Consider the following 15,028-nt stretch of genomic DNA (forward strand, 5'->3'; position numbering starts at 1 on the left):
AGGCTCAAAGTGCCAATGTTTTTTATTAAAGCGTTTTTTATTACGATTGTTAAAAATAAAGTGCATAGTATTTGTCATCTATTTAGGTTTTGTAAACCGCTTCATTTCCTGAAGTAGTTTTTCTTATTATCGATAATTTTCAACATATTATTATGAACGAAACATACGCTATCACTTCTTTATGTAATTGTTTCATTCATAATAATATAGTTAAGTAAAACGATGTAAGTTTGAGTTATTTATTATAAATTTCAAAATTATAATTTTTGTCACCTTTACATTTTATAAATAATTTTAATATTTTATATTTTAGTCACGCTTACATAAATAAAGAAGATTGAATTCCCCAATTTTAGAAATTCAATCTTCTTTAAAACGATATTAAATTCACTATAATAATCTCAAATAATTAAATTAAGCTTCCTCATTAGTATCTTCTGATGATTGAGCATTTTTATCAGGGATGACCTCATCAGTTTCTTCATATACTTTCATCACAGCATCCTGTATTTCTTGTCTCATCTCTGAATTGATCGGATGCGCGATATCTCGGAATTCACCATCTGGTGTACGTTTACTTGGCATTGCGACGAATAGACCTGTGTTGCCTTCAATAACGCGTAAATCATGTACCACAAATGATTCATCTAAAGTGATTGAAACAAGCGCTTTCATTCTACCGTCTGTTTGTATTTTTCTAAGTCTTACATCTGTCACTTTCATGTAGTGAGCCCCCCATAGTATCTCTTTGTTAGAAGCTTAACAATTTTATTAAAAATTATAAATCCTTACTTCACTTGTGCAATTACTTCTATTTCTACTTTAACATCTTTAGGTAGTCTCGCTACCTCAACACAACTTCTAGCCGGTTGATGATGATTAAAATATTTGCCATAAACTTCATTTATATTTTGAAATTCATTCATATCAGCAATAAAAATAGTAGCTTTTATAACCGAATCTATATCCGATCCAGCTTGGTCTAGTACAACTTTTAAATTTTCTAAGACTTGTGTCGTCTGTTCTTTTACATCATCGCTAACAATCTCTCCATTTAAATTTAATGGGATTTGTCCAGATGTGAATACTAGACCATTTATTTCTGTTGCATGTGAGTATGGCCCTAACGCTTCCGGTGCTTTGGTTGTATTAATCGTTTTCATGATGTCGTAATCGCTCCTTTAAGAAAATTTAGTTAAACTGTTGCCTTTCTCCACTTTAAATTCCTGATTGTATTCATCTACATCAGATAATCTAACTAAGGAAGTATAATCTTCAATTAATCTTTGTTTAACTTCTTTTGATTCTACTAGTACCGATACCCCTTTCACATGTGCTTTAAACTCGTTCATTAAATTCATCACACCATTGATGGATCCGCCTGCGCGCATAAAATCATCTACTACAAGGACATTAGAATTCTCTGGTAATGTTCTCTTAGATAACACCATTGTTTCAATTTTTCGGGAAGATCCTGACACATAATTGATAGATACCGTAGAACCTTCAGTCACTTTGTTATCTTTTCGAATGACAACTACCGGTAAATTCAATACGTTCGCTACTGAATTAGCAAGAGAGATACCTTTCGTAGCAATCGTAACGATTGCATCTAATTCTTCGTCCATATAAAGTGTAGCAATCAGTTTTCCGACACGGTTAAGTAACGTCGGATCCCCCATTAAATCAGATAAGAATAAATACCCTCCTGGTAGCAAACGATTCTTCTCTTGGAGTTGTGCGATAACGTCATCGATGACTTCACTCGCTTCTTCTTTACTCATTTCTGGTTTATACGTCACACCGCCACTTGCCCCAGCTGTGGTAATCACTGTCCCTAATTTTTCTTTTTGGAATGTGGTTTTAATAATTTGAACATCTTCACTTATAGATGATTTCGCTTGTTTAAATTTTTGTACGAAATAAGTTAATGGTATCAATTTATTAGGGTTATTCATCAAGTATTGTGTCATATAAACAATTCGTTCGCTTCTTTTATAGCGCATTTAACTCATCCCTTCTCACTAGCCTAATAATCTTACTATATACACTTCATTACAACAGCCATTGACTGCATTGTAAACATGTCTTGCCTGGCGTTCTTTTTGTGTTAGTCCATAAACAGATGGGCCGCTTCCACTCATAACAGCACCATCCGCACCATTCTCTAACATATTTTCTTTTATTTTTAAAATCTCACTATGCATTTTACCCGAAACAGGTTCCAATCGGTTTGAAAGACTTTTGCAAAGTAATTCATAATCTCCTGAAATTAAAGCTGATTTACAAGCTGTTGTATCCACATGATGTGACTGATTTAAGTCTAATTTTTTGAAGATACTCGGAGAAGATATACCTAAATTTGGTTTTGCCACCACAACCCATGCTGATGGAGGTTTATTCAGAAACGTAATATGTTCACCTTTACCTCTGCATAATGCTGTTTTACCAAAAATACAAAAAGGGATATCTGTACCTATCTTAATACCAAGCTCACACAACTCGTTTAACGGTCTATTTAGCTCATACAGGCGATTCATCCCTCTCATCGTAGCTGCAGCGTCAGTAGAGCCTCCTGCAAGCCCTGCTGACACCGGTATGTTCTTATCTATAGTGATTGTAATACCTTGCTTTAGATTATAAGTTCTTTTCATCAATTCTGCAGCTTTATACGCTAAGTTTTTATTATCGGAGGGAACATAAGTTTGCTCTACATCAACAACAATTTTTTTGTCATTGCGTAGTTCAAATGACAAGCGATCATTTAAATCAATCGTCGTCATAATCATTTCAACTTCATGAAAACCATCATCTCGTTTAAAGAGTGTATCCAGCGTTAAATTAATCTTAGCCGGAGCCGTTTCATAGATCATATTCCCACCCTCTTCCAATTCGATATGGTAATAAAATGATTTTAACATATTGTTATAGTTGCATTGGCTGTTTTCAAAAACTTATTTTCGATATTTTGATAAATATTTTTATAAATATACATTTAACTATATTGGACAATAAATCATTTCTTAATTTACTATTCTACAATATAGTACGTCTCTATTAAAATTATATCCATTCCCTGCATCCTAAATTGTGACACAGAAAAAGGTATGTTGGCGAAGTTACACCAACATACCTTTTTCATTTAATGATCTTAATATTAAAGTTTAAATTAAAAAGTATGGCTCCTAAGAGACAAACTTTATTTAAATCACTTTTATTTAGTGTGCAATTGCTTCTTGCTGATTATCATCTTCAAAAGAAACTTGTACGTTTTCAGTTAAAACGTCAGCGTATGTATAAGATACACGCTCAAAGTTGTAAATTTCTTGATCTAGCTCAACAATGAAAACAGAAGGGTACGTTTCTTTTAACACACCACTACGCTCAATTGTTTTCTTACGACCACCATTCGCTTTAAGTACGATTCGGTTTCCTAATTGACAATCAAGTGAATTTTTGATGTCTCCAATAGATTTTGGCATATTGCTCCACCTCGCTACAAGTTGTATAATAACACAAATAGCGCGCTTTTGTCAAACAAAACATCAATTTTAGCAATTTAACTCAAGCTTGTCAATAATTTAAAATGCTAATTCTGTGAAATTTTGCAATTCATTGTATAATTTTGCAAATTCTTTTATTGAAAGCGTTTCTCCACGTCTTCTTGGATCTATACCACTTGTTTCTAACCATTTTTTAATAATTTCTTTGTTCGCTTTACCATCTACAAACAAACTTTGATAGTTATTGCTAATTGTTTTTCGTCTTTGGCTAAATGCAGCTTTTGTCATTTTGAAAAATTTATCTTCGTTATCTATATCTACTTCCGGTGTCTGACGCTTCATCAATTTTACAACAATTGAATCTACATTTGGCGGTGGCAAGAAGACAGTCTTCGGCACTGTTAACACTTTACTGGTTTCAGTATAATATTGGGTAACTATTGAAAGTGATCCATAAGCTTTTGTACCTACTTGTGCATTCAATCTTTCACCGACTTCTTTCTGCATCATAACTACGTAGCCATCGATAGGTAAAGTTTGTTGCATTAGATTCAATAATATCGGTGTTGTAATATAATATGGTAAGTTAGCGACCACCATGATATTGTCACAATCTGCTAAATGCTCTGTAACATAATGTGCAATATCAGCTTTTAATATATCTTCATTTATAATTTCCACGTTATCATAAGGTCCCATTGTATCTTTCAACACTGGTATCAAACGTTGATCAATTTCAAATGCAACAACTTTCTTTGCGTTTTTAGCTAATTGTTCCGTGAGCGAACCCATACCAGGCCCTATTTCTATAATACCTGTATTTTCACCTATGTCGCTGGCATCGATAATTTTTTGTATAATGTTAACGTCAATCAAGAAGTTTTGTCCTAAACTTTTTTTGAAATTAAAACCATATTGATTGAGCAATGCTTTTGTACGCGATGGTGTTGCAACATCTTTAATATCCACTTATCATTCACTTCCTTCATTATCACTTAATGCATTCCTAACATCTTCTTCAGTATAGCCAAACGCATTGAGCTTATTTATTAATTGTTTGCCGTTAGAATGTCCTATATGTAGCTTACGTCCAATTATTTCTCTTTTTTTGCGTGCATCTTTCCCAATTATTAATCCTAAATCAATTAACACTGATTTACTTATTGTTTCGTGTCCTTCTTCGAATGGTGTACTCACATTTATTAAGGCATCTTTAATATCTTCAAGTTGTGCATGTTCTACACCAATCTTGCCTCGTTTACTTTTGGCTTTTTCTCTATCGATATATGCGTGTTTAACGCCTGGTACATGTTTTTGAATTGTATTACGTATTTTATCACCCGGGAAATCAGGATCTGTTAATACAATGACACCTCTTGTTTCAAATGCTTGTGCTATAACACTTAGCGTTTGCTCGTTAATCGCACTCCCATTTGTTTCAATCGTATCACATTCTACCGCTCTTTTAACGCGTTCCGTATCGTCTCTACCTTCTACTACAATAAATTCGTTAATCTTCATTTATTGTTACACCTTTCATCTCTTTAATTCGATTTTAGATAAAAATAAAAAAGGTATCGTCGCAAATAATGGTTACTACTTAGCATTTACTCTATGAACTAAGCCCTATTTCAGACCGATACCTTTTTTGTAATGTGTCTATCCTTTTAATTTAAACAATTGTTCTGCATTTTCAGTTGTTTGCTTGCATACTTCCTCATAGCTCACACCGCGTAATTCAGCAATTTGTTCTGCAACCAATGTCACACGAACAGGTTCATTTCTTTTGCCTCTATAAGGATGTGGTGATAAGAATGGTGCATCCGTTTCAACTAATAATCGATCAAATGGAACATGCTTTGCTACTTCTTTAGGTTGTTTCGCATTTTTAAAAGTGACTGGACCACCTAAAGATACATAGAAATTCAATTTATTAATTACATCATCCGCAATTTCAGGAGAAGCGCTGAAACTGTGCATGATACCACCAATTTCTTCCGCATGTTCCTCTTTAAGAATATCTATACAATCTTGCGTTGCTTCCCTATTGTGAATAATAATTGGTAAATTGACGCGTTTAGCCAATGCGATTTGTTTTCTAAATAATGCTTGTTGTACATCTTTCGGCGACTTGTCCCAATGATAATCTAATCCCGTCTCACCTATGCCAATCACTTTAGGGTGTTCTGCAAGCTTTTCTATCCATTCTAACCGTTCTTCTGTGCAATCAACCGCATCTACAGGGTGCCATCCAATAATGCCATAGATAAATTCGTATTGGTCAATCAATTCCATCGTACGTTCGACTGTTGGTGTATCAAATCCAACAACAAACATTCGATCTACACCGTTGTCTCTTGCACGTTCAATGACCGCTTCTAAATCTTCATCATATTGTTCTGCATTTAAATGAACATGTGTATCAATAAGCATGTTATACCGCTCCCTTAATTTGTGATTACTTAATTATTGCACCATTTGGAATTGCGCTTGGTAAACTTACAAGTGTCAGTACACCATCTTTTTCAGCAGATAAAATCATACCTTCTGATTTTCTACCCATCAATTTAGCAGGTTTTAAATTTGTTACAACTGCAACTTTTTTACCTATAATATCTTCTGGTTGATAGTATTTTGCAATACCAGAGACGATTTGACGGTGTTCACTATCTAAATCAACTTGGATTTTCAATAATTTATCAGATTTTTTAACTTGCTCAGCATCTGTAATCGTAGCAGCTTTAATTTCTACTTTATCAAAATCTTTGATATCGATTGGCGACTTACTAGGTACTTCTTCTTCAGTTTCTTCTGAAACTTCTGCCGCTTTTTCTGGCTGCATAGATTGTTTAATATAATCGATTTCTGCATCACTATCTAAACGCGGGAAGATTGGTTGTGGTTTATCACTAACAACGATTGGCGCAGTTAAGGCACCATATTGTTTCACGCTATCAAATTCATATAATTCAGGTGAATTAATATTCAACTGTTCAAAAATTTGTTTTGGTGCGTGCGTAAGGAATGGTCTTAATAACACTGCTACAATGCGAATGTTTTCTACTAAATGCGCCATTACATTACTTAGCATGTCTTTTTGATTTTCATCTTTAGCTAATACCCACGGCGATGTTTCGTCAATATATTTATTAGTACGGCTGATTAACTTCCAAACCGTTGAAAGTGCTACTGAGAATTGTAAATCGTCCATATTTTCATGGAATGTATTCACTGTGTCTATCGCCATTTGTTCCATATCTTCATCCAACTCGTGTTTTGGACCTTGATATGCTGGTAATTCGCCATCAAAATATTTATTGACCATAGAAATTGTACGATTCACTAAATTACCTAAGTCATTTGCTAAATCATAATTTGTACGTTCAACAAAACCTTCAGGCGTGAAGACACCATCTGAACCAAATGGTAATTCGCGCATTAAATAATAACGCGTAGCATCTAGACCATAACGATCTATAAGTACATTAGGATCGACCACGTTACCTTTAGATTTACTCATTTTGCCATCTTTCATAAGTATCCAGCCATGCGCAAAGACTTTCTTAGGAAGTGGAACATCTAATGCCATCAACAAGATTGGCCAGATAATTGAGTGGAAACGCACAATTTCCTTCGCCATGATATGAATATCTGCTGGCCAATATTTTTTGAATAAGCTATCATCATCTGATAAGTAACCTAGTGAAGAAATATAGTTCACAAGCGCATCAATCCACACGTAAACGACGTGTTTAGGATTTGATTTCACATGAATACCCCAATCGAATGACGTACGTGAAACTGCTAAATCTTCTAATCCTGGTTTGATGAAATTGTTAATCATTTCATTTTTACGTGAAGGTGGTTGAATAAAATCAGGGTTTTCATCGTAAAATTCTAATAAACGGTCTGTATATTTAGATAAATTGAAGAAATAACTTTCCTCTTTAACTAATTCTACTTCGTGACCAGAGTCTGGACTTTTACCGCCAACGATTTCACCATTTTCAAATACCGGATCCACTAATTGCGTCTCAGTATAATAAGTTTCATCTGGTACAGAATACCAACCTTCATATTCGCCAAGATAAATATCCTCTTGCTTTAATAAACGTTCAAATATTTGTTGCACCACTTCTTTATGTCGCGCTTCTGTTGTACGAATAAAATCATCGTTTGAGACTTCTAATTTATTCCATAAATCTTTAATTCCAGCAATCATTTCATCCAAATATTCTAATTCAGATTTCCCAGCTTTTTGTGCTTTTTCCTGTATTTTTTGACCATGTTCATCCGTACCTGTTAAATATCGAACATCATAGCCTTGCATTCTTTTATAACGTGCGATTACATCACCAGCTGTTGTTGTATATGCGTGACCGATATGTAAATTCCCACTTGGATAATATATTGGTGTAGTGATATAAAATGTTTCTTTCGCCATCAATGTTCCTCCTCGTTTCCTACGCTTTAAATATATCTAAATTCATTTTTCCCTCAATGAAACAGATGTATGTTTTATATTTCATTTTCTAATTTAGCCACTTTTATAATGATATGATTAGATTACTATTCATATCGAACTTTTCATGACTTAATTCTTCTGAAATTTTAATATGATTAATAATCTCTATCTTGTCTACATTACCATAAATCACGCGTGTTATGGGAGTTTTTCAACTCATTTTTCTTGATTAAACGTGATTTCATCCTATGAAAGTTCTTCACTTTACCTTAGAAGCTTTATCTTAAGAATTATCAATCCAACCTGGATTAATTATTGGAAACCTCATGATAAATATCATAAACTTCGCCAGTCTTCATATGACGCATTTCAGCAACTTGTTTAATTGCAGCTTTAGGTTTCATATTTTCGTTTATATAATAATCCACATGTGCTTGTATCGACATATCTTCAAACCACGACGTATCTTCTTCAGCTATTGCACCTTCGATGACTATGACAAATTCACCCTTAGTTGGAATACGATTTTCATTAAGTTGGTTTAGTAATTCTCCAACTTCTCCTGTGACAATTTGCTCAAACTTTTTAGTTAATTCTCTACCTAGTGAAACTTTTCGCGTTTCATCTACTTTTTGAATTGTTTTCAACGTCTCCTTCACACGATGTGGGGACTCATAAATAATCAGTGTACTATCTTCAAACATCCGTTGCTCTAAAATATCTAATTTTTGCTTTTCTTTTCGTGGCAAAAACCCTAAAAATGTATAAGTAAATGATGGTAACCCACTCGCCATCAGTGCCGTCAATCCAGCATTAGGGCCTGGCACCGTTTCAACTCTGATTTCACTTGCCCTCGCTGCCACGACAAGCTCGTAACCGGGATCGCTAATCAATGGCAATCCTGCATCTGATACAAGTGCGATGCTAACATCCTGCTGCAGTTGTTCTATTAGGTAATCCGTTTGTTGTTCCTTATTGTGATCATGATAGGACTTCAGGGGTGCTTGTATATCATAATGTGCACATAACTTTTTAGTCACTCTTGTATCTTCACAAGCAATCAAATCCACCGATCTTAAAATGTCTACAGCTCTATATGTAATATCTGCTAAATTTCCTATAGGTGTTCCTACTAAATATAATGTCGCCATGAGTTATCCCTCGCTTATTAATACTAATTTTTGTTGCCTAGAATAGGTTTTTATTTCGTATTCTCGTTTTAAAGCTTCTGACTTCGTATCAAACATTTCTTGATAAACTAACTCTACCGGACGTCTTATTTTAGTATATTTGGCGCCTTGTCCTTTATTATGCTTTTCTACCCTTTTTTCTATGTCTTTTGCATAACCAGTATATAAACTTCCATCTTTACACTTAACAATGTATATATAATGTTTATCCATAATATATTTCTCTCATTTCTTTAGTATACGTTCCATCATTATTATATATGTAAAATGGTGTTTGAATGTCTAACCCTTGATTACCGCCTTTTCTACCTTCAACAACAATTGTTTGCGCCACTTTACCCTGCTTACTATAGATGAAATGAAGTTTCTTGGGTTCAATCTGGTATGCTCTCATATAGGTTAAGACATCCATAAGACGTTCTGCTCGATGTACCATCACAAAACGTCCGCCTTGTTTCAGTAAATGTCTGGCTGCAAAACAACAATCCTCTAGTGTACACATGATCTCATGTCGTGCGATCTTATGTGCTTCCTTCTGATGTTGGAACGCTTGATTCGCTTTAAAATAAGGCGGATTACAAGTAATAAGGCTATATTTTGCAGGACTAAACTGTTTGTGCGCCTCTTTCAAATCCATATGATGCATCTGTATTCTATTTTCTAAATGGTTATGTACGATACTACGTTGTGCCATATCTACAAGTTGTTGCTGTATTTCGATTCCATCTATAGCTTGCTGTCCTTTATCAGAAAGTAATAAAGGTATCACACCATTACCCGAACACAAATCCATAATCGTATCTTGTTTTTTTACTTTTGTGAAATGTGCAAGTAGTAAAGCATCTGTTGAAAAAGAAAACACATCATCATTTTGAATAATTTCTAGTTTTTCTTTAATTAAAAAATCTAACCTTTCATTTTCCATATGCATATTCATTATATCCTCCAAAAAAAAGACGAGACTGCGATGCTTAATAACCAAGCCTATCGCTACATCTCATCCTCAATCACATTTCATCCATATTGTTTTATAGGCAATTTCGTTCTTTAATTATTCACTCAGCACTTCTAAACAAAATAAACAGTCGTCACCTTTTCTATGTTTTCCGAATAACTCACCATTACAAATATGAAAACCCTCTTTATAAAGCATTGCTAAATTATCTTTACTGCGAAGTGGTCGCTTATATTGTGCTTTATGACCGCTTTCTATTTTTTAGGTTTTTCTTCTTTATCTATTAAAGTTTTCAGATTTTCATTCTCTATTTGTAAGGCTACATTTTCTTCTATGAGTTCGACAGTAAGATTTTTCAAATTAACCATATCACCGTTGATTTGATTAATATTTTCTTCTAAATGTGCTAACTTTTCAAATATCTCGCTTCGATTCAATGTTGTAACGGCCTCCTAATTAAACGTTTCTAATTCTTCCATCTTATATTCAAGTGGTTGCTCTAGGCCTTCCACTTTAATTTGCATGGAAATGTCTAAAATATTTAACCCTATCACTTTACCGTTACCTTCTGGTGTTTCAATCGGATCACCAACATCAGGTAATTGTGCACGTGCCTCTTCATAATAATCATTTTCATACTTGAGACAACACATCAAACGTCCACAGGCTCCCGAAATTTTAGTTGGATTTAAAGATAAGTTTTGATCCTTAGCCATTTTTATAGATACTGGTTCAAAATCACCTAAAAATGTTGAACAACATAAAGAACGTCCACATGGCCCAATGCCACCCAATAATTTTGCTTCGTCTCTAACACCTGTCTGTCTTAATTCAATACGTGTTTTTAACTTCTGTGCCAAGACTTTTACGAGTTTTCTAAAATCAACTCGTTCATCTGAAGTAAAATTAAATATTACTTTTGATTTATCTAATGTGAATTCACAGTTAACCAAACGCATTTCTAATTGTTGTTGCTGTATTGTATCTTTACACAATTGCAAAGCTTCTTTTGCAGCTTGCTCATTTTGTTCATATCTGATTAAATCTTCTTCAGTTGAAATACGTACAATTTCTTTTAATGGTAGTGTTACATCTTGATCCGCAACATTTAAAGGTTCGTATTTTACACGACCCATCTCTAACCCTCTTTTAGACTCTACAACTACCCAGTCTCCTACAGTTAAATTAAAGTGTTGAGGCGAATAATATTCCATTTTCCCTGATTTTTGAAAATCAATACCTACTACATTTTGCATAACTAATTCACCCCTTTTATTACGATTTGCTCAAACACTAAAGTTGGATTCACATTTTGATTCAACTTTTTATGTGCTTCTGTTATTTGATCATACATCAAAATAATTTGATTATATGTTAGTTTTTCCGTATATTCTTGTACATCGACTTGTAAATCTTGATATATCATATCATCAGTCATCCCTACTTTAGCATGCATAACATCTTGAAAGAAACCATTAACTGCAGCTAATGTGACCATTTGTAGCCTTCTATTTTTAGCCTGTTTCAATAAATCGACAATAGCAATCAATGCCATAGGTCGATTTGTTAAAAGTAATTGGCACCATTTAATGACACTTTTACGTAGCGCCATTAAATCTGCTTCTTCGTTTAGCGTAACTGCCGTTTCAATTTGCGTAGTATATGTACTTAATAATTCAGCTACTGGACGAGAAATATCACGTTCTACTAATCTATTTATAAAATTAGCTTTATTAATAGGTTTAAAATAAACATGCTGACATCTCGAATGGATTGTGTCTAAAATTTGTTCAGGCTTCGTAGTTAATAAGATGGCGATAGTATTTTCAGGAGGTTCCTCTAAAAATTTCAAAATGCTATTTTCACCTTGAATGGTTAACTTTTCAAAGGATTCAATAATATATACTTTATAGTCACCTTCTATTGGTAATTGATTCATATGATGTAATAACTGTTCTATTTGATCTTTCTTTATTGTATTCTCTTCAGAGGATATATACATAAAATCAGGATGATTAAATGTTTCTACCTTTAACTGACATTGATTGTCTTGATCACATAAAATCAGCTTCGTAAAATCAATAGCGACTTGTTGCATTGTCTGACCATCATCACCCTCAAATAAATAAGCATGTGACAATTTATTTGATTGATAGGCTTTCGTCAGTCTTTCTCGTTCGTCCATTATAAAGTTACTCCTTTATATAAAAAGGCTGCTTATATATAGTTACTCTACAAAAAACATTCCAAAAGATTACCATAGGCACATCTTTTTAGCTAAAATGTAATTTGAGAGGCTACTATATTAAGCAACCATGATTTTAGAATTGATGGAAAGTTTCAACAGGCATTACAAATACCGTTGCTCCTCCAACTTCTACTTCAACCGGATACGGTATATAAGAATCTGCACTACCACCCATCGGTGTAATAGGTGATACAAGCTGCTCTCTGTTACCACAAGTATCATTGATAACTTTCAACATCTCATCCACGCGATCATCTTCAACACCAGATAAGAACGTAGTATTCCCAGCTCTTAAAAATCCACCAGTGGTTGCAAGTTTTGTTGCTCTAAAATTATGTTTAACAAGTTTGTCCGACAGTTCTTGACTATCCTGATCTTGTACAATTGCTATAATCATTTTCATACTAAACACCTCTTCCAAATATTATATCACAATTTTTCTAAGTATTTGTTGATAGATTCATACGTCGCATTTACTACTTCTTCTATACTTCGATTTGCATCAATCACAATAAAACGTTTAGACTCATTATGAATAATTTTCTTATAACCTTCAACTACTTTTTCATGAAATATTACATCTTCTTGATCTAAACGATTCTGATTTCGCTGATTTTTTTGTATACGGTCACGACCTACCTCTACGCTCACATCAAGGTAAATGGTTCTATCTGGATATAAACCATTAATAGCAAATTCATTAATAGATTTCACTTCTTCTATTCCTATACCCCGTGCATAACCTTGATAAGCTAATGAACTATCTATATAACGATCACATAATACTATCTTTCCCTCATCTAATGATGGTATAACTTTACCAACAAGATGTTCACGTCTTGAGGCCGCAAATAATAAGGCTTCTGTGCGCTCATCCATATCGTCGCCTTCAAGTAATACTTCACGTATTTGCTCTCCAGTTTTAACACCACCAGGTTCTCTAGTGAGTACAACATCATACTCTGTTTCTAACCTTTCTGCCACTTGTTGAATGACTGTAGTTTTACCTGAACCTTCTGGGCCCTCAAAAGTTATAAAAGCTGACATTTTATTCATCCTTAATTTCTATTTTATAATTTTTAATTCCTTCTACTCTTATATTATTATCATACCAATAATTCATTAATTCTATCATATTTTCTGTAATTTTTTCTCCTTTAAACATAACAGGAATGCCAGGAGGATATGGAACGATATTTGTTGCTAAAACTTTAGATCCAGCATGACTAATATCGATACTTTTTGTATCAACTATATCACCCGCTTGGTATGTACCTTCTTCAGTCCTAAACGCTGACTGATCAGGTGTTTGTGTGTCTCTCTCTTCCAACTCAATCTGTCGTATTCTTTCAATTAATAAATCAAATGGATAGGTATCCCCTTATGCCATAAAGGCAAAACGAATAATACCTGATGTTCATCAGCAAGTTCAACGTAAATATCTTTAGTTTCAAAATACTTTTGTAATTCAAAACCAGTATAACCATTACAACGTATATTCAATTTCAGAGGATCTTCAACCTTAACGACTTCAGCGCCAATTTCTTTTAACGCTTGAATTAATTGGTCTCTTTTTTTAAAAAAGAGTTTACTATTATAATCTTTATAAAATTGATGTGCTAATTCCAAACTCATCATCAATAAATAGGACGGGCTTGAAGATTGAAAATAGGACAAATATTTAATAACCTTTTCTCTTCTCGGTGCATTCTTATGAATAAATATAATAGAACTCATTGTTAGTGATGGTAATGACTTATGATACGATTGCACCACATAATCCGCCCCCATATTTAAAGTAGAATTGGGAAAACCTTCCAAATCAAAATGGGCACCATGTGCTTCATCTATTAATACAGGTATATTGTGCTCTTTTAGATCTTTGATAGCAATAGATACATCAAAGCACTCACCATAATAATTAGGATATGTAAGAATTGCTAATTTAGTTTGTTCTATTTGAGAAAGCAATGTATCCAAATTCGGCCCTAAATATTGGTTCGTTTTTTTGCTCATTGTCATTTCCAATAGTTGACACTGTTCTGATGTTAAATCCAAAGCATGAAATACAGATTTATGTGCATTTCGAACTATAGAATAATGTCCATGTTGCCCTGAAAACCCTTGGACTACTGATAAAATACCAGATGTAGTCCCATTGACTAAATAATACGCATCATAATCAGGATGTTTCTCTATACCTTCCATACTTTCTGCTATCACTTCTTCAGGATGATGCAAATCATCTAATTCTGTAATCTCAGTCATATCCATTTTAAAATTTAGTTGCTCTAAATAACCAATTGTCATATTTTTATGTCCAGGTACATGCATCGAAATCGAATTTCTATTTAGTATATTTTTAAGTTTATTAGTTAATGGTAATGTCATATGCATCCTCGCTTTTCAAGCAGTAATTTCAACTCTCATATCTCATAGTTCATTATATTTTAACATATAGGCAGTAGGAGATGTATTTGTCCATGCCTGCCTCTATTTCCAAATGTACTGCATATAAAAGACTTTGTCTTTAAACAGGCTTCACTAATTTTCTCACGCATAAAAAAAGAGACCTTTCTAGGTCTGAACTGACCCCAATTAATGGGAGTAAAATAAAGACACTTTCGTTGAATTCATATTAAAATGAATTTATTCGGAGGTGTTTTT

16 protein-coding genes and 2 pseudogenes are annotated in these 15,028 nt (G+C 33.6%); all 18 read right to left on the reverse strand.

The genetic code is table 11. From position 1 onward, the window contains the following. Positions 1 to 414 precede the first annotated feature (414 nt). Positions 415 to 723 (reverse strand): septation regulator SpoVG, encoded by a 309-nt coding sequence (spoVG, locus tag AOB58_RS07685; RefSeq protein ID WP_002508741.1) that lies wholly within the window; start codon positions 721 to 723, stop codon positions 415 to 417. Between the two features lie 65 nt (positions 724 to 788). Continuing rightward, the gene (locus AOB58_RS07690) at positions 789 to 1,163 is read right to left on the reverse strand and encodes a RidA family protein (RefSeq protein WP_002508740.1); all 375 of its coding nucleotides are present in this window, start codon (positions 1,161 to 1,163) and stop codon (positions 789 to 791) included. 18 nt (positions 1,164 to 1,181) lie between these two features. Beyond that, positions 1,182 to 2,006, reverse strand: coding sequence for a pur operon repressor (gene purR, locus AOB58_RS07695; protein WP_002508739.1), 825 nt, complete (start codon positions 2,004 to 2,006; stop codon positions 1,182 to 1,184). Between the two features lie 18 nt (positions 2,007 to 2,024). After that, positions 2,025 to 2,873, reverse strand: a complete 849-nt coding sequence (ispE, locus tag AOB58_RS07700) for a 4-(cytidine 5'-diphospho)-2-C-methyl-D-erythritol kinase (protein WP_002512532.1) — start codon at positions 2,871 to 2,873, stop codon at positions 2,025 to 2,027. Positions 2,874 to 3,218: 345 nt separating this feature from the next. Further along, entirely contained in the window at positions 3,219 to 3,482 is a 264-nt protein-coding gene (gene veg / locus AOB58_RS07705; protein WP_002508737.1) for a biofilm formation stimulator Veg, read from the reverse strand. 99 nt (positions 3,483 to 3,581) lie between these two features. Then, entirely contained in the window at positions 3,582 to 4,472 is an 891-nt protein-coding gene (gene rsmA / locus AOB58_RS07710) for a 16S rRNA (adenine(1518)-N(6)/adenine(1519)-N(6))-dimethyltransferase RsmA (protein ID WP_064783209.1), read from the reverse strand. Positions 4,473 to 4,475: 3 nt separating this feature from the next. Beyond that, positions 4,476 to 5,024 carry a ribonuclease M5 gene (gene rnmV, locus AOB58_RS07715; RefSeq protein WP_002508735.1) on the reverse strand — a complete coding sequence of 183 codons (549 nt, stop codon included), beginning with the start codon at positions 5,022 to 5,024 and terminating at the stop codon, positions 4,476 to 4,478. A 138-nt stretch (positions 5,025 to 5,162) separates the two neighbouring features. Next, positions 5,163 to 5,936, reverse strand: a complete 774-nt coding sequence (locus AOB58_RS07720) for a TatD family hydrolase (RefSeq protein WP_002508734.1) — start codon at positions 5,934 to 5,936, stop codon at positions 5,163 to 5,165. Positions 5,937 to 5,961: 25 nt separating this feature from the next. After that, on the reverse strand, positions 5,962 to 7,947 hold the full coding sequence (gene metG / locus AOB58_RS07725) for a methionine--tRNA ligase (RefSeq protein WP_021339908.1): 1,986 nt from the start codon (positions 7,945 to 7,947) through the stop codon (positions 5,962 to 5,964). A 329-nt stretch (positions 7,948 to 8,276) separates the two neighbouring features. After that, entirely contained in the window at positions 8,277 to 9,119 is an 843-nt protein-coding gene (gene rsmI, locus AOB58_RS07730) for a 16S rRNA (cytidine(1402)-2'-O)-methyltransferase (RefSeq protein ID WP_002508732.1), read from the reverse strand. Positions 9,120 to 9,122: 3 nt separating this feature from the next. After that, positions 9,123 to 9,371 carry a GIY-YIG nuclease family protein gene (locus tag AOB58_RS07735; protein WP_002508731.1) on the reverse strand — a complete coding sequence of 83 codons (249 nt, stop codon included), beginning with the start codon at positions 9,369 to 9,371 and terminating at the stop codon, positions 9,123 to 9,125. Then, on the reverse strand, positions 9,364 to 10,089 hold the full coding sequence (locus tag AOB58_RS07740; protein ID WP_002512535.1) for a tRNA1(Val) (adenine(37)-N6)-methyltransferase: 726 nt from the start codon (positions 10,087 to 10,089) through the stop codon (positions 9,364 to 9,366). The genes AOB58_RS07735 and AOB58_RS07740 overlap by 8 nt, the downstream gene beginning before the upstream one ends. A 120-nt stretch (positions 10,090 to 10,209) precedes the next feature. Then, positions 10,210 to 10,550, reverse strand: a pseudogene (yabA, locus tag AOB58_RS07745) (DNA replication initiation control protein YabA). A gap of 15 nt (positions 10,551 to 10,565) precedes the next feature. Beyond that, positions 10,566 to 11,369, reverse strand: a complete 804-nt coding sequence (locus tag AOB58_RS07750) for a PSP1 domain-containing protein (protein WP_064783211.1) — start codon at positions 11,367 to 11,369, stop codon at positions 10,566 to 10,568. Positions 11,370 to 11,371: 2 nt separating this feature from the next. Next, positions 11,372 to 12,298: a DNA polymerase III subunit delta' C-terminal domain-containing protein gene (locus AOB58_RS07755; RefSeq protein ID WP_021339910.1), complete on the reverse strand. Its 927-nt coding sequence runs from the start codon at positions 12,296 to 12,298 to the stop codon at positions 11,372 to 11,374. Between the two features lie 136 nt (positions 12,299 to 12,434). After that, entirely contained in the window at positions 12,435 to 12,764 is a 330-nt protein-coding gene (locus tag AOB58_RS07760) for a cyclic di-AMP receptor DarA (RefSeq protein ID WP_002508726.1), read from the reverse strand. A 26-nt stretch (positions 12,765 to 12,790) separates the two neighbouring features. Then, complete coding sequence (gene tmk, locus AOB58_RS07765; protein ID WP_021339911.1) at positions 12,791 to 13,408, reverse strand: dTMP kinase; 618 nt, start codon at positions 13,406 to 13,408, stop codon at positions 12,791 to 12,793. 1 nt (position 13,409) lies between these two features. After that, positions 13,410 to 14,752: pseudogene (locus AOB58_RS07770) on the reverse strand (lysine decarboxylase). Between the last annotated feature and the right edge of the window lie 276 nt (positions 14,753 to 15,028).

Source organism: Staphylococcus sp. AntiMn-1, from assembly GCF_001663395.1.
GTDB lineage: Bacteria > Bacillota > Bacilli > Staphylococcales > Staphylococcaceae > Staphylococcus > Staphylococcus equorum.

Bases quoted from the DNA above. Each gene is read 5' to 3' on its own strand.
- spoVG (WP_002508741.1), bottom strand. From the start codon at position 723: ATGAAAGTGACAGATGTAAGACTTAGAAAAATACAAACAGACGGTAGA.
- AOB58_RS07690 (WP_002508740.1), bottom strand. From the start codon at position 1,163: ATGAAAACGATTAATACAACCAAAGCACCGGAAGCGTTAGGGCCATAC.
- purR (WP_002508739.1), bottom strand. From the start codon at position 2,006: ATGCGCTATAAAAGAAGCGAACGAATTGTTTATATGACACAATACTTG.
- ispE (WP_002512532.1), bottom strand. From the start codon at position 2,873: ATGATCTATGAAACGGCTCCGGCTAAGATTAATTTAACGCTGGATACA.
- veg (WP_002508737.1), bottom strand. From the start codon at position 3,482: ATGCCAAAATCTATTGGAGACATCAAAAATTCACTTGATTGTCAATTA.
- rnmV (WP_002508735.1), bottom strand. From the start codon at position 5,024: ATGAAGATTAACGAATTTATTGTAGTAGAAGGTAGAGACGATACGGAA.
- AOB58_RS07720 (WP_002508734.1), bottom strand. From the start codon at position 5,936: ATGCTTATTGATACACATGTTCATTTAAATGCAGAACAATATGATGAA.
- metG (WP_021339908.1), bottom strand. From the start codon at position 7,947: ATGGCGAAAGAAACATTTTATATCACTACACCAATATATTATCCAAGT.
- rsmI (WP_002508732.1), bottom strand. From the start codon at position 9,119: ATGGCGACATTATATTTAGTAGGAACACCTATAGGAAATTTAGCAGAT.
- AOB58_RS07735 (WP_002508731.1), bottom strand. From the start codon at position 9,371: ATGGATAAACATTATATATACATTGTTAAGTGTAAAGATGGAAGTTTA.
- AOB58_RS07740 (WP_002512535.1), bottom strand. From the start codon at position 10,089: ATGCATATGGAAAATGAAAGGTTAGATTTTTTAATTAAAGAAAAACTA.
- AOB58_RS07750 (WP_064783211.1), bottom strand. From the start codon at position 11,369: ATGCAAAATGTAGTAGGTATTGATTTTCAAAAATCAGGGAAAATGGAA.
- AOB58_RS07755 (WP_021339910.1), bottom strand. From the start codon at position 12,298: ATGGACGAACGAGAAAGACTGACGAAAGCCTATCAATCAAATAAATTG.
- AOB58_RS07760 (WP_002508726.1), bottom strand. From the start codon at position 12,764: ATGAAAATGATTATAGCAATTGTACAAGATCAGGATAGTCAAGAACTG.
- tmk (WP_021339911.1), bottom strand. From the start codon at position 13,408: ATGTCAGCTTTTATAACTTTTGAGGGCCCAGAAGGTTCAGGTAAAACT.